The sequence below is a fragment of the Psychrobacter sp. JCM 18903 genome (genome assembly GCF_000586475.1).
GTDB lineage: Bacteria > Pseudomonadota > Gammaproteobacteria > Pseudomonadales > Moraxellaceae > Psychrobacter.
The window spans coordinates 39,111-53,064 of the sequence record NZ_BAWJ01000001.1 but is presented as its reverse complement, the minus strand read 5'-3'; the positions used below and the strand labels follow the sequence as shown (position 1 = coordinate 53,064).

Here is a 13,954-nt window from a genome sequence, read left to right as displayed (position 1 = left end):
AGTCATACCTTGTGGTTATCCCTTTTTTAAGTCAAAGTATTTAAAAAATCAGGTTAAATATTTAACAATAAGGGCTGATGATATCCACTTTAATAAAGCGTCACAATTCACCACTATAGCGCCGTTGATTACCATGGTTGTAACAAAGTGTTTATTTTTATGGATTCATCGTAACTGCTATTTTAATATTTAAAGGTACCATAAAAAATCAATGGTCTCAGATAATTGGAAATTTCATCAATTATTCAAGACCATCAATGATGTCACATTTTTAATTTTTCGCGCTAGGCTTACTCGTTTGTATGAGCAATTTTGGCTTTTGCCATATTTTTAATACTAAAACGCTCATTCATCATTTGATAAAAACGCGCAAGATTTTCGCCCTGCTCGTTCGGATTTACGTTAAGGACTTTACCAAAATCCAAACCGAGATATAGGACGATATCAGCAAAGCTTAATTGTTCACCGACCAAATACTCACGACCTTCTAAAATATTTTCAAAATAAGCAAGAGCTTTAACAGCTCGTGCAACAGATGGCGCGACAAACTCTGGGACTTGCTCAACGCGTTGGGCTTTGGACGGATGGCTGTGCTGAAAAGCCAGCATAAAGTTATACAATACCTCAAACTCAGCAATGCGGCGCATAGCGCACACTTGCGCACGTTGTATCACATCATTACCCATCACCGAACGCTCACCATAGACACGGTCGAGATACTCACATACAGCCTGCGAATCATTGAGTACCGTGCCATCCCCTAGTATGAGAACTGGCACGGTCTGCATTGGATTTATTTTGGTGAACTCGTCTGACGTTTGCTCATTGGCAGCAAAATCAATGTCAATCACGTCCACATCATCCATATCATCGACATCGATGCCTTTTGATGCTAACAAAATAAGGGCTTTACGTGGATTGGGCGCGGTACGGGTGACGTATAGTTTTTTCATGGCAAACTCCTTGTAAGATTGGACAAAAGCGACTCAACGCTATCTGGTTTTATTATGGTTATTACGCTGTTGATGATAAATGAAGACTGACCATCCTTTATACAACAGTTATATCCTACTCTGCTCATCATAGCAAAGCCTTATTAGGCTTGCTTTTTTGATCAGATACTAAACAACAAAAAGCCCCACAACGTTACGTCATGAGGCTTAATTTCATTCATCCAATCATGCTACTTATTTATTGGGTGCAGGCGTGGTACGTAAATAAGGCTTAATTTCTGTATAACCTTTAGGGTATTTAGCCGCAATATCTTCGTTTTTGACACTTGGTGGAATGATGACATCATCACCGTCTTTCCAGTCAACTGGCGTCGCAATATTATATTCATCAGACAGTTGCAGAGCATCAATGACACGGATAATCTCGTCAAAATTACGACCACAGCTAGCAGGATAGGTCAGCGTTAGACGAATTTTTTTGTTTGGATCAATAATGAACACACTGCGTACCGTATGCGTGCTGTCTGCATTGGGATGCATCATGTCATACAGCTCAGCGACTTCTTTGTTCGGATCAGCAATGATTGGAAAATTTAGCTCAGTACCTGAGTCTCACCAATGTCTTTGGCCCACGCATGATGGTCATCGATACCATCAACAGAGATACAAATTGGCTTGACACCACGCTTTTGAAATTCGCCATTCAGTGCCGCAGCACGGCCAAGCTCAGTGGTACATACTGGCGTAAAATCAGCTGGATGGGAGAAAAAAACCACCCAATTATCGCCTGCCCACTCGTGAAAGTTGATGTCACCTTCCGTGGTTGCAGCGTCAAAATTCGGTGCGGTATCGCCTAAACGTAAATGTGCCATGCTCAATTCCTTAGCTATGTTAGTGATGAGCACTAATATCCAAAGATATTCGCGTGCTCTATTATTATCAACGTACTTCTTATTATCAACGTGCCCTGTCAGATATTACACAATAACTCAAAGCACGTCAGCAAAAATTCTATTTTATCTTAGCAAACTGGTTATGACTGCCTTGTGAAGGATTGTAATGCGGTTATTCTGTTTATTACTAAGTAATTTAGCATACACTTAACGAATGAATCAGATCACCATCCCAGAATCCCACAAACAAAAATCACCGAATTTACCTTTTTTACTAGTACCACCTGCTGCACGCCCAGCATCTGTTAATGTAAGCTCACCTTCTTGCTCTTGTAAATATCCCGCTGCAAGTAACTTATCATTTAACTCTTGGGTCTTAAAACCCAGCTCTTTGGCAAGTTTCGCCGTCGTTAATTTAGAGTAATTAGCGTTGCCGCTTCTGTAGCAGTAGGTGCGACCGTTGTATTAGCATTATTGCTGGGCATTGTATAACTGGCAGTAGCAGTATTATCAGTCCTACCATCAGATTCGGTCACTTTTTCAAGCGACATGCGCACTTCATCGCTGATACGAATAATGCGCTGTGCCTCCTCATAAGTATCGGCATATAGTTTGGCATCTTCATTACGATAAATCAGCACGCCCATTTCATTATTGTTGACTTGGCTAAACTCATAAAGGTTCAAACTGGTAATAATGCATTCGTTTTCATTCAGATAACACTTTGCATGCAAGTTTTTGCAAAAGCTGGTGCGAATAAAGGTCAGGTTTTTAAGCCAGTTTATCTCTTCTGGGTGCAAATCATTCTTGCCATAAACGATTCTAATATCAATTTTGAGACGATTACGATCTTCTAGCAACTCTTTAATACGTTCATTCAGCTTCAGATAGGTACTGATGATAATCAACCTATCAGACGCATTTTTAATCAATTCTTCTAAATGGTAAGTCGTGCCACTGCTGTTTAAAAATTTTGCCATTATTATTTCCTCAATCTTACGATCAATCACTTTATAATCATGCACAAAAAAGCCCATCCCTAGCGTACTAGAAATGGGCAAGCTTGCAAACCACTATTGTTCAGTAGTTTTTCAAATAAGCGCTAATGCCGCTAATAGTGATAAATTAAGCTGGCTTATAGCTGTCACGCAAGCTGACGATTTGGTTAAAGACTGGTTTGTCAGTGCTATGGTCTTCGCTATCAGAGATAAAGTAACCTTCACGCTCAAACTGGAAACGTGTGCCAGCGTCCGCATTCACCAATGAAGGTTCAACCACGGCATTGAGTTCAGTCAACGAGTTAGGATTCAATGCTTGGTGGACGTCAGCGACGCCACTTGGGTCTTCGACACTAAATAACTGCTCATACATGCGCACTGTTGCTGGGATGCCTTGGCTAGCTGATACCCAATGAATCACGCCTTTAACCTTACGACCTTCAGGATTTTGACCCAAAGTCGCCGGATCAATCGTCGCTTTTAGTTCAACGACATTACCTGCGTCATCTAGCACATGTTCGGTCACTGCCAACACATAGGTGTTACGCAGACGAATTTCTGGCTTTTCTGGTGATAGACGCTTATACTGCTGGCGGCTCTATCTCGTAATCGCCTTGATCGATATAGAGAGTCTCAGTGAATGGAATCTCACGCTCACCCATGTCGACATTAGGATGTTTTGGCTGCGTGAGCCATAAGGTTTGCGAAGCATCATCAAAGCGAGCGTTGACGCTGTCCGCTTTTTGCGATTCCCAACTGCTGACCGCTTCGGCAAAGTTGGTAATGGTCACTTTTAATGGCTTAAGCACTGCCATACCACGACCTGTGGTCGTCTCTAATGATTGGCGAATACTAAATTCTAATAAGCGAAAGTCAACGACGCTGTCTACTTTGGTTACACCAACACGCTCACAGAAATCACGTAAACCCTCTGGTGTGTAACCACGGCGACGCATGCCAGCGATCGTCGGCATACGCGGATCATCCCAACCACTAACGATATTTTCGTCAACCAACTGTTTAAGCTTACGCTTGCTGGTCAAGGTATGATCGACATTTAAGCGGCTAAATTCATACTGGTGCGGTGGTACATCAAAGCCAATTTTGTCAATGACCCAATCATAAAATGGACGATGATCTTCAAACTCTAGCGTACACAATGAATGGGTAATGCCTTCGAGTGCATCAGAGAGCGGATGGGCAAAATCATACATCGGATAAATGCACCATTTATCACCCGTTTGGTGATGCGCTTGATGCATGACGCGGTAGATAACGGGGTCACGCATATTCATGTTTGGGCTTGCCATATCAATCTTGGCGCGCAACACGGCTTTACCTTCTGCAAACTTACCTTCTTTCATGTCATTAAAGAGGGACAAGTTTTCTTCAACACTGGCAGAACGATGTGGTGATGCTGTGCCTGCCTCATTGAATGAGCCACGGTTTTCTTTAATTTGCTCAGGCGATTGCAAATCTACATAAGCGTCGCCTTGTTTGATAAGCTGAATCGCCCAAGCATGAAGCTGGTCAAAGTAGCCTGACGCATGGTGCGCCTCTCCTGCCCACTCAAATCCAAGCCATTTGACATCATTTTCGATATTGTCGATGAAGTCTTGCTTTTCTGCGGTTGGGTTGGTGTCATCAAAACGCAGGTTACAAACACCACCAAACTCTTCGGCCACGCCAAAGTTTAGCAGATAGATTTTACGTGCCCCAAGTGCAAGTAACCGTTTGGCTCTGGCGGAAAACGCGTCACGATTTGTGGGTATTTTTGTGCCTTGACATCGTCACGAATGATATTGCGAATAAAATCGTTTTTTTGTTCGTCTTTTTGTGCATTGTTGCTTGAGTGCTCACTCATCGGGCATTGCTCCTAACGCAAATTGTCAGTTCATGCTACGTGCCATCACGCAGCATGGAAAATTCAAACCAAATCATTAAAAACAAGTTATTAAAAATGATAATAAAAAGCTAAAGTTGCGTTATTCTATCAGCTTTTGCGAACGCATTAACAGCCTGATACATGACACGAGATAAAAAAGCCGTTAGACTAGCCATAACTTTTTAATCACCAACTTTTTAGCCACCACTTAACAGCGTCATTTTAGGCGCTGCAATCAAAGAGGAATATCACATGGTAGACATGCCACCAGTAGTAGAACTAGACACCAATATGGGTGCGATCGTTATCGAACTCAATGAAGAAAAAGCACCAAAAACCGTTGAAAACTTTTTAAACTATGTAAAATCTGGTCATTATGACGGTACGATTTTCCATCGCATCATTGACGGCTTTATGATTCAAGGCGGCGGAATGGACGCTGAAATGAATGAAAAATCGACCAATGCCCCTGTTGAAAACGAAGCAGACAACGGTCTAAAAAACGACGCTGGTACGATTGCGATGGCGCGTACGCAAGATCCGCATTCAGCAACCAGTCAGTTTTTCGTTAACGTAAAAGACAACGATTTCCTAAACCATTCTGGCAAAAACATGCAAGGTTGGGGCTACACCGTATTTGGTAAAGTAACAAGCGGTATGGATGTCATCGAAAAAATGCGCGGCGTACCTACTGGTCGTTTCGGCATGCATGCTGATGTGCCAAAAGAGCCAGTGGTTATCAACTCAGCGACTATTATCACTAAGTAACTGCTACTAAATAACTGTCTCTCAGTAATCATTCTTCAATAGTTATTACTCAGTAGCGATGAGTCTGTAAAAGCTTATGAGTCGTTGCTGTTTAAAATTACGAGGATAAGGATAAATGCAAAGTTTTGACCACCTAATTACCACCCGCCCTCATGAGGTGCGGCAAGTATTGATTAGCGATTTGCATTTATCGCCTGAAGAGCCTGCCTTAGCGCAGGCTTTTTTGGCGCTGCTTGATGATTGCCTTGCTCTGCCTGCGCTCAAACGCTTGTTTATCTTAGGTGATTGGTTTGAAGTTTGGCTCGGTGATGATTTTTATTTGTCTTTATCCGACGAGGAACGACAAAGTCATTGGCTCACTCCGCTTATCGTTAAATTAAAAAAACTGCGCATAGCTGGCTGCGAGATTTTGGTCATGCATGGCAACCGTGATTTTTTGTTAGGTCAGCCATTCTGCAATCTATTTGGTGGCGAGCTTATTTACGAGCCGTATACTTTGACTGTCGGTCAGCAAAATTATCGTCTAGAGCACGGTGATGCTTTGTGTACTGATGATAAAAAGTATCAGTTTTTTCGTAAAATCATGCGTAATCGTTTGACTCAGTGGTATTTGCTCAATAAATCATTAGAAAAACGCTTGGCTATCGCCGATAAAATGCGGCAAAAAAGCCAGCAGAATAATGCCAATAAAGCGGCGTATATCATGGATGTTAATGAAGCAGCAGTGAACAAAGCTATTTATCGCTTTGATGCCCTACTACATGGTCATACCCATCGTCCTGAAATCCACCAAAGTAATGAGGGTAAAACTCGCTATGTACTTGGTGACTGGCGATTGCTCGATAGCAATACACGCCAGCCAAAAGTAAGTGCGGTGATTGGCGCAGTCACAGGCGACGAGCATTCAAATGACAGTTTTAGTAGTAATGCTGCTGAATTTAGATTGATTGAGTTTAAATCGCTCATTTAATGTCATTTTTTTTGAGCGCCTCTGAACAATAAAAAAGGTCTATTGAATTATCAACAGACCTTTTTTCTTTAAATTACACTGCATGATTGAAGCGAATTTAAATGTCAAACTATTGATCGCTCAACTCTTACTTTACGGTATTAATTTAAAGAAATGTTGGCGATAATGCTTCAATTCACGAATAGAATCACGAATGTCATCTAACGCTAAGTGACTGCCACCTTTTTCAAAGTTTCTGAGAATATCAGGACGCCAGCGGAAACAAAGCTCTTTAATTGACGACACATCCAGATTGCGATAATGGAAGAATTTTTCTAATTCCGGCATTTGACGCGCCATAAAGCGGCGATCTTGACAGATGGAATTGCCACACATTGGCGACTTACCACTATCGACCCATTTATTGAGAAACTTAATGGTTTCAGCTTCGGCCTCTGCCAATGTCACGGTACTACGGCGGACACGGTCGACCAATCCTGACTGACCATGCTGCTTGGTATTCCAATCATCCATTTTATTTAACGTTTGATCCGATACTTTTATAGCGAACACTGGCCCTTCGGCAAGGACATTCAAATCTTCATCAGTGACAACGGTAGCAATCTCGATAATCTCGTCATTCAAGGTATCCAGCCCGGTCATTTCTAGGTCAATCCATACCAGCCCTTTTTTGCCTTGGTTTCTGATTTTAATCTTGTTGGGGTGGTCACCGGTACTCATAAAATATCCTATGGTCAATAAAGTTTAGAACAACTTTGGAGCAATATTAATTAGATAAATCGCCTGTTAATGTTCATGCATAAGTAGCAAAACGTTGCATCTACTGATTTATAACCCTTAAAACGTTACAAAATCTCTGTCTGCAGCAGGCGCTTTAGGCTGTATGTTATCAAACTTTCACGCTACACTTAGCAATATTTTTTTAATAGGTTCAAAACCCATGGCATTAATTCGGCAACGCAAACTGACTAAACAACAGATTCGTCGCATCGACAAACAACAGCTGGCAAGCCAAGACAGCATCGATGACAGTTTGATGGATGGCGTGGTCATGGCGCACTATGGCAAGCAACTAGAAGTACAAGTGACCAGCTTGCCTGCAGTGATACCTGTGCAGCCGAAGATTGCCCCCGATGATCCTGAGCCGTTTTGGCAAGAGCTGGCATTAGGCGATATTTGGCGTTGTCATGTGCGTACTAACTTACCGATGCTAGCTGCTGGCGACCAAGTACGCTGGAGTGCCGATCCTAACACGGGCTTTGGACGTATTGAATCGGTTAAGCCGCGTACCTCTCTGGTCTCGCGTCCTGATCGTTATCATAAACTTAAACCTGTCGCCGCCAATGTCGATATTTTGGCCATTGTCTTTGCGCCGCTACCTGCTGCCGCGCCAACCCTCATCGATCGTTATTTGGTCGTCTGTCATCATGCTGGCGTAAAGCCGCTGTTGGTGCTTAATAAAGCCGATTTATTGGCAGAAGAAAACGGCGTCGATACCAAAGAATTATTGGCACAATATGCTTCTCTCGGTTATGAGAGCGTTCTCACCTCAGTCGATTGCCCTGAAAACGTCGCGGATAGCGATGAGCAAGAAGGGCTAGATGAATTAAAACGTTATATCGATAAAAAACTGGTGATTTTTGCGGGGCAATCTGGTGTCGGTAAAAGCAGTCTCATCAATGCACTACTACCTGAGTCGGCGCAAAGCGTCAATATCATCTCTGATAACTCAAAACTTGGTCAACACACCACCACCACCAGTCGCTTATTACCATTTAATCCAGCCGACTTGACCCAAGGCGGTATCGTCGATACCCCAGGTATACGCGAGTACGGCATTTGGCATCTCACACCCGATGATATCATTTCAGGATTTGTAGAGCTTGCACCGTTATCTGGCAACTGTCAGTTCCGTGATTGTCGTCATACTCACAACAGCAAAGGCTGCGCACTATGGCAAGCGGTTGCTGACGGTGTGGTATTGCAGCGCCGTGTGGAAAACCTCGTTACCCTAAGAGAAGAGGCCGATACTAAGCCTATTAATATTGGCATTATTAGTATACGCCTTATTAATCGCTGCCTTATGGGTCGTTAATCGCTTGGTTGACCATCGCCCGTTTACTATGGATGGTCTAATCGGTATAATAGCGCCTTGTTCAGTATCGTTAGGCTGTCTTCTCAGCTTAACCGAACACTTATTTTTTTGGAGGTATGGTTTGGATCGTGCGCTGGAATTTGTGGGCAACCACCCGTTTTTATTTGGTATATTAGCCGTACTTGCCGTGCTATTTTTTACGATTGAAAACAAACGTAGTGGCAGAAAAATATCGCCCAATACCTTAGGTATGATGGTTAACTCGCAAAACGCGCAGCTAATCGATATTCGTGCCAAAAAGAAGTTTGAGACCGGTTACATCCAAGGCAGCCGTAACATACCGTTCACTGAGCTTAAAGACCGCTTAGAAGAAATCCGTGCAATTGAGCAGCCAGTGATTATCATTTGTGATATGGGTGTGCAAGCAGGCGCGGCGATTCAGATGATCGGCAAGGACAGTGTCTATCGCTTAGAAGGTGGTATCGGCGGCTGGCAAGCAGCGGGCATGCCATTGGTTGGGTTAAAAGATGCAAAGCCTAAAAATAAAGCAAAGCCAAACCAAGTCTACATAAGTAGTCCGCTATACTGCTGTTTAAAAAATATTTAGCCCGTATCAATTGGTATATGATTGAGGCGCATTGAATATTCACAAATAAAAAAGACACCTTATCGATAGGTGTTTTTTTGTTTGTGGCATTTGTGCTACCGTCAGAGCTTTTATACTCAAACATCTTGAATTTGCTCTGCTCATCCCCACTTTAATAACGAGCATCACCGAATCTATCTTCAATTTACTTGCTGGTAACGGATTATAAGAATTTTTATCAAATAATTATTTATAATACTTTTTATAATAAAACGATTACCTTCTAAACTTATAAATAAGGATTTACCATGACTGTCGCTGTTAAAGTTTATACGACGCCTATCTGCCCATATTGCTCAAACGCCAAACAACTCTTAAAAACTAAAGGCGTTGACTACGAAGAAATTGGCATGCACGATATGAGCCGCGAAGAGCGTCAAGAATTAATGAAAAAAACCAATAACTATCGCACTGTGCCGCAAATTTTCGTCGGCGAGACCTTTGTCGGTGGTTTTGATGAGCTCAATCAAATGAACCAACAAGGCAAACTTGACGAGCTATTAGCAGGTTAATCTGCTGCTTTTCGTTGCTGTCTGTCTTTGCCTGTGCAATGATAGACAGCGGCAAAGATAAAAGAGAGTAATAAAAACATCCAGATTTTGTCTCGATTTATATTACAATGAACTTTTATTAAAATGACAGTTTGTCCAACTATTTGATCAACTTTTAGAGGATTTATCATGGCTGAAGAACAAGCACAACCACAATTGGCACTAGAGCGTATCTACGTAAAAGACATGTCACTTGAAGTCCCAGGCGCTAGTGTGTTCACCAAAGAGTGGAACCCAGAGCTTGATATCAATTTGTCTAGCAATGCTGAAAAACTCGATGACGATCATTATCAAGTCATCTTAACGGTGAGCGTTACAGCAAAAAATGCGGAAGAAGCGGCATTTATCGCTGAAGTGCATCAAGCAGGTATCTTCTTATTAAAAGACATCCCAGAAGACCAAATCGGTCAAATCTTAGGTGCATACTGCCCGAACGTTTTGTTCCCATACGCTCGTGAAGTCATCAGCGACATCGTAACGCGTGGTAGCTTCCCGCAGTTATTGCTTGCGCCTGTGAACTTTGATCAAGCTTACGCACAAAGCCAGCAACAAGCACAAGTTGATGCTGAAGGTAATGCATAAGTTTTAAGCAAAAATGTGCTAGCTTTATTCGCAGTATATTTTGATCAAAAAGCCGTTTACTCATTACGAGTGAGCGGTTTTTTTGTGAATGCTATTTAAGCGCTTACTCAATAGAATCGTTGGGCAATGAGAGTTCTGCTTAGTAATGTTGTAAGACAGACAGTTAAAACCATCAGACATAAAAAACCCTGCTAATAAACAGGGTCTTCAATCGCGTCATCAATTATTCGAAATCGATGATTAGCCTTTTAACGCTGACAAGATTTGTTGCTTAACATCATCGATGCCTTGCGTGCCATCAAACTTATCATAATTAGGGGCATCGGCACCTTCTTTGGCCTTGTCTTGATAAAAACCAACAAGCGCTGATGTTTGCTCATGATAAGTCGCTAGACGATCACGAATGGTAGATTCTTTATCATCTTCACGCTGGATTAGCGCTTCACCTGTCACATCGTCGATACCATCGACCTTGGGTGGATTGTGATCAACGTGATAAACGCGACCTGAACCAGGATGTTGGCGACGACCAGATAAGCGCTTGACAATCTCGTCATCTGGCACGCTAATTTCGATTACATGATCGATAGCAACGTCAGCATCTGCAAGTGCTTGAGCCTGTGGAATCGTACGCGGAAAACCATCCAAAATACAACCATTGGCACAATCAGGCTTAGCGATACGTTCTTTCACTAGGTTAATAATGAGGTCATCAGAAACCAAACCACCAGCATTCATGATGTCTTTGGCTTTTTTGCCAAGCTCGCTGCCTTCTTTGATCGCTGCACGCAGCATATCGCCAGTTGAGATCTGCGGGATATCATATTCTTTAGAAATAAACTGGGCTTGGGTACCTTTACCGGCGCCTGGTGGACCTAGCAAAATAATACGCATCATTACACGATTCTCCTTAATAGATAGGATTTTGGGACTAATAAAACTCAGGGATTGGTTGTTTGCCAAGCTACCTTACCTTGTGGCTTGGCAAAGCTCAAGTATTTTCATTATTTGCAGTGATAAGTTGTCATGACTTATCTGTTCATATAATGCTGTTGCGCGCTGCTGTATCGGACAACAGCGCTTACATCAGAGGTGCTGACAACAACAGATATAAATACTATGGAATTTGTTGATTAATTTCAACATTGACCTGATTTTGTTCCGCACTAATCACCACAGGATTACCTGACAAATCCCCTGACTCTGCACTGGCAGTACCACTATGGCTGATACGAGCGATGACAGCCAACTGAACTTTATCCGCTCTCGCCGATTTCAAAGTACGTTCAGGCATCATGGCATCCAAATCGCTTAGGCTAATGCTGGCTTCACCTTGCTTGATAACACTGATCGGCAAACGTTTGGCAGCAAATGGTGGTCCACCATTGACATCACGTATGGCGACAAATAACACATCGTCGGCTTTAACTAACGGCAGCAGGCTAGCATTAATCGTAACAGTCACTTCAACACCTTCAGAGGCTTGCTGTTGCTGAGCGGTGACATTAGCACTTAGCTCATCTAGACTCGCCAATGCTTTGGTATGATCACCAGGTTTAGCTGCAATACTGTCACGTAGACGCTTAATCCAGCCTTGTGCTTGATCAAAATTACTACTCCGTGCCTCACCCATTGCCATAAGCATTTGCGCGCCCTCATGCTCTGGATTTTTAGCCAACACGTCTTGTAGCACTCGGCGACTATTAGCGTCTAATTGGCCTTTATTGGCAAAGAAACTAATCTGTGCATAAGTGGTTGCAATCTCTTCATTGTCTGGTGACAAACGATAAGCACGCGACAAGGCTTCAATTGCGGAATCCGTCGCTTCTAATGATAAGAATAATTCTGATAAACGCATCCAGCGATCTGGATCATCAGCGTGACGATAGACATTGGTCTGCATGGCACTAATCAGCTGTTGACCATCTTCAATCGCCCAAGCAGGCGGCTGATCAATCTTACCCGTTAATAAGTCATCAGCCACTTGACCCACTTTGTCTTCAGCTGCCCAAAGCTCGAACACAGGCGTACGATCGCCGACCATCAAATAGGCCATCGCTGCCAAGACAGGCACCCAGACAGTAATGATCAATCGACTTTTGATACCAGGCGCGACCATCGGTGTGACTTCACGCTGAGCATCCAATAACTGGCGTTCAAGCTCCAGTTTTTGGTTCTGGTAATGGCTGTCATCGATAGTGCCATTATCTTTATCTGTTTTCAGTTCTGTTAGACGCTCACGGAACACAGCAACGTTGATATCCAACAGCTGATTGTCCAGAGGCTTTTCTGGCGAGCGTGATGCTCGCAGCCAAGGCATGATAGTAATAACAGCGAGTATTAAGGCGATGAGTAAGCTTAGAGCAATAAATAAGCCCACAGTAGAGAATATGGTCATTTTTTGTCCTTGAGGCTTGTAATATCATGGTCGTTTTTGTCATCGCTCGAAGCACGTGATAACAGACGATCAATCTCGGCTTTTTCAGCAGCAGACAGAGCAGCAGCCGTACTATTGACCGTTACCCCGCTTTTACCACTAGCGACAAGCTGACGTCGTTTGCTTTGCCAGAACCAGCCTATGAGTAAACTGATGAGTAATAGTGGTGGAAAAAACCACAAAATCCACGTTGATGGACGGACAGGCGGCTTATAAGTGATGAAATCGCCATAACGTTCCTGCATATAAGCACGAATCTCGCCATCACTACGACCGTCTTTTATCAAATCATACGTTTTTTGCTTTAGATCTTGAGCAATGGGCGCATCCGATCCTGCAAGATTTTGGTTTTGACATTTTGGGCAACGCAGCTCTTCGATGAGACCACGATATTGGGCTTCTTGCTGCACAGAATCAAAGTCATAGACCTCAATAGCAGCATAGCTTGCCATACTTATTAGACAAGCTATTAATAAGCTCGAGACTTTTAACGTAACGGTTGTTATTTTATTGGCTATCATTTACACGCTCCGCAACCTGAGTCGGATCTGGACTGACGTCATTATTATTGGCTTCATTGAGTACCATCAAGCAAGGCGTAATACGACTTTGCCAGTTGCTTTCATTGATCTCACCAATGATGTGCTGACGAATAATGCCATTACCATCGACTACGAAAGTCTCAGGCGCACCCGTCAAACCTAAGTCCAAAGCAAACTGACCAGATAAATCCTGAATAGACATCGAGAACGGATCGCCACCTCGGTTTAAGTAGCCTAGAGCATCACCAATGTCATCTTTATAGTTGACCCCGACCAGATTGACACCACGCTCCTCTAGCTGCATAAGAAAAGGATGCTCAATAATACAAGTTGGGCACCAAGAGCCCCAGATATTCATCAAAAAGGGCTTATCAGGCAAATTCTCATTGGTCATGATACGACTGGTATCTGATAATAACGGCAGCTCAAAAGCGGGCACTGGGCGCTCAAGTGCCGTATTGGTAACGATATCCGTCGGCTTACCCAAACGCAGATATAGCATGATGATTAAGCCAATGAAAACGATCAGTGGAATCAAAAACCATAGCTTAAGTTGCTTTTTGTTCATGGTTTTCGTACCACCTACCTTATCTTGCTTTGCATTTTGATCAGGGGATTGCTTTGATGTGCTCAT

Annotated in this window: 14 protein-coding genes and 3 pseudogenes; 6 read left to right on the top strand and 11 right to left on the bottom strand. The window is 42.9% G+C overall.

Annotation, left to right across the window (positions count from 1 at the left end):
• Positions 1–290: 290 nt before the first annotated feature.
• The 6 genes and pseudogenes from TT12_RS00250 to TT12_RS15910 all read right to left on the bottom strand — a co-directional run bounded on the left by TT12_RS00250 (position 291) and on the right by TT12_RS15910 (position 4,708).
• A complete protein-coding gene (locus tag TT12_RS00250; protein ID WP_045451181.1) occupies positions 291–953 on the bottom strand; it encodes a glutathione S-transferase family protein in 663 nt (220 codons plus the stop codon).
• A 234-nt stretch (positions 954–1,187) separates the two neighbouring features.
• Positions 1,188–1,825, bottom strand: a pseudogene (locus TT12_RS00245) (peroxiredoxin).
• A 240-nt stretch (positions 1,826–2,065) separates the two neighbouring features.
• Positions 2,066–2,826: pseudogene (locus TT12_RS00240) on the bottom strand (phospholipase D family protein).
• Positions 2,827–2,971: 145 nt separating this feature from the next.
• On the bottom strand, positions 2,972–3,370 hold the full coding sequence (locus tag TT12_RS18015; RefSeq protein ID WP_353511605.1) for a glutamine--tRNA ligase: 399 nt from the start codon (positions 3,368–3,370) through the stop codon (positions 2,972–2,974).
• Between the two features lie 55 nt (positions 3,371–3,425).
• Complete coding sequence (glnS, locus tag TT12_RS00235) at positions 3,426–4,550, bottom strand: glutamine--tRNA ligase (RefSeq protein WP_279378769.1); 1,125 nt, start codon at positions 4,548–4,550, stop codon at positions 3,426–3,428.
• Positions 4,538–4,708, bottom strand: coding sequence for a glutamate--tRNA ligase family protein (locus TT12_RS15910; protein ID WP_243443184.1), 171 nt, complete (start codon positions 4,706–4,708; stop codon positions 4,538–4,540). The genes glnS and TT12_RS15910 overlap by 13 nt, the downstream gene beginning before the upstream one ends.
• A gap of 273 nt (positions 4,709–4,981) precedes the next feature.
• Here TT12_RS15910 and TT12_RS00230 point away from each other — a divergent pair, with 273 nt between their 5' ends.
• The gene (locus tag TT12_RS00230) at positions 4,982–5,497 is read left to right on the top strand and encodes a peptidylprolyl isomerase (protein WP_045451178.1); all 516 of its coding nucleotides are present in this window, start codon (positions 4,982–4,984) and stop codon (positions 5,495–5,497) included.
• Positions 5,498–5,612: 115 nt separating this feature from the next.
• Positions 5,613–6,467 (top strand): UDP-2,3-diacylglucosamine diphosphatase, encoded by an 855-nt coding sequence (locus tag TT12_RS00225; RefSeq protein ID WP_045451175.1) that lies wholly within the window; start codon positions 5,613–5,615, stop codon positions 6,465–6,467.
• A 132-nt stretch (positions 6,468–6,599) separates the two neighbouring features.
• Here TT12_RS00225 and orn read toward each other — a convergent pair whose 3' ends face one another.
• Positions 6,600–7,187, bottom strand: coding sequence for an oligoribonuclease (gene orn / locus TT12_RS00220; RefSeq protein ID WP_045446983.1), 588 nt, complete (start codon positions 7,185–7,187; stop codon positions 6,600–6,602).
• A 220-nt stretch (positions 7,188–7,407) separates the two neighbouring features.
• On the opposite strand from orn, the gene rsgA reads away from it, so the two are divergent.
• The 4 genes and pseudogenes from rsgA (at position 7,408) to secB (ending at position 10,341) form a co-directional block, all read left to right on the top strand.
• Positions 7,408–8,562 carry a ribosome small subunit-dependent GTPase A gene (gene rsgA / locus TT12_RS00215; RefSeq protein WP_045451172.1) on the top strand — a complete coding sequence of 385 codons (1,155 nt, stop codon included), beginning with the start codon at positions 7,408–7,410 and terminating at the stop codon, positions 8,560–8,562.
• A 121-nt stretch (positions 8,563–8,683) separates the two neighbouring features.
• Positions 8,684–9,088, top strand: a pseudogene (locus TT12_RS00210) (rhodanese-like domain-containing protein); the annotation flags it as partial.
• A 368-nt stretch (positions 9,089–9,456) separates the two neighbouring features.
• Positions 9,457–9,720: a glutaredoxin 3 gene (grxC, locus tag TT12_RS00205; protein ID WP_045446994.1), complete on the top strand. Its 264-nt coding sequence runs from the start codon at positions 9,457–9,459 to the stop codon at positions 9,718–9,720.
• A 168-nt stretch (positions 9,721–9,888) separates the two neighbouring features.
• A complete protein-coding gene (gene secB / locus TT12_RS00200) occupies positions 9,889–10,341 on the top strand; it encodes a protein-export chaperone SecB (RefSeq protein WP_045446997.1) in 453 nt (150 codons plus the stop codon).
• Between the two features lie 240 nt (positions 10,342–10,581).
• Here the strand turns inward: secB and adk are convergent, their stop codons facing one another.
• From adk to TT12_RS00180, 4 genes are all read right to left on the bottom strand, one after another.
• On the bottom strand, positions 10,582–11,238 hold the full coding sequence (adk, locus tag TT12_RS00195; protein ID WP_045451169.1) for an adenylate kinase: 657 nt from the start codon (positions 11,236–11,238) through the stop codon (positions 10,582–10,584).
• A 220-nt stretch (positions 11,239–11,458) separates the two neighbouring features.
• Complete coding sequence (gene ccmI, locus TT12_RS00190) at positions 11,459–12,739, bottom strand: c-type cytochrome biogenesis protein CcmI (protein WP_045451166.1); 1,281 nt, start codon at positions 12,737–12,739, stop codon at positions 11,459–11,461.
• Positions 12,736–13,230: a cytochrome c-type biogenesis protein gene (locus tag TT12_RS00185; RefSeq protein ID WP_413786957.1), complete on the bottom strand. Its 495-nt coding sequence runs from the start codon at positions 13,228–13,230 to the stop codon at positions 12,736–12,738. Before TT12_RS00185 ends, ccmI begins: the two co-directional genes overlap by 4 nt.
• 55 nt (positions 13,231–13,285) lie before the next feature.
• On the bottom strand, positions 13,286–13,954 hold the full coding sequence (locus TT12_RS00180) for a DsbE family thiol:disulfide interchange protein (protein WP_207803926.1): 669 nt from the start codon (positions 13,952–13,954) through the stop codon (positions 13,286–13,288).

What these genes read in the sequence shown, in the direction of transcription:
- TT12_RS00225 (WP_045451175.1), top strand. Translation starts at nt 5,613, where the DNA reads ATGCAAAGTTTTGACCACCTAATTACCACCCGCCCTCATGAGGTGCGG.
- adk (WP_045451169.1), bottom strand. Translation starts at nt 11,238, where the DNA reads ATGATGCGTATTATTTTGCTAGGTCCACCAGGCGCCGGTAAAGGTACC.
- TT12_RS00185 (WP_413786957.1), bottom strand. Translation starts at nt 13,230, where the DNA reads ATGGCAAGCTATGCTGCTATTGAGGTCTATGACTTTGATTCTGTGCAG.
- orn (WP_045446983.1), bottom strand. Translation starts at nt 7,187, where the DNA reads ATGAGTACCGGTGACCACCCCAACAAGATTAAAATCAGAAACCAAGGC.
- TT12_RS00180 (WP_207803926.1), bottom strand. Translation starts at nt 13,954, where the DNA reads ATGAGCACATCAAAGCAATCCCCTGATCAAAATGCAAAGCAAGATAAG.
- grxC (WP_045446994.1), top strand. Translation starts at nt 9,457, where the DNA reads ATGACTGTCGCTGTTAAAGTTTATACGACGCCTATCTGCCCATATTGC.
- TT12_RS00250 (WP_045451181.1), bottom strand. Translation starts at nt 953, where the DNA reads ATGAAAAAACTATACGTCACCCGTACCGCGCCCAATCCACGTAAAGCC.
- TT12_RS15910 (WP_243443184.1), bottom strand. Translation starts at nt 4,708, where the DNA reads ATGAGTGAGCACTCAAGCAACAATGCACAAAAAGACGAACAAAAAAAC.
- rsgA (WP_045451172.1), top strand. Translation starts at nt 7,408, where the DNA reads ATGGCATTAATTCGGCAACGCAAACTGACTAAACAACAGATTCGTCGC.
- secB (WP_045446997.1), top strand. Translation starts at nt 9,889, where the DNA reads ATGGCTGAAGAACAAGCACAACCACAATTGGCACTAGAGCGTATCTAC.
- TT12_RS00230 (WP_045451178.1), top strand. Translation starts at nt 4,982, where the DNA reads ATGGTAGACATGCCACCAGTAGTAGAACTAGACACCAATATGGGTGCG.
- ccmI (WP_045451166.1), bottom strand. Translation starts at nt 12,739, where the DNA reads ATGACCATATTCTCTACTGTGGGCTTATTTATTGCTCTAAGCTTACTC.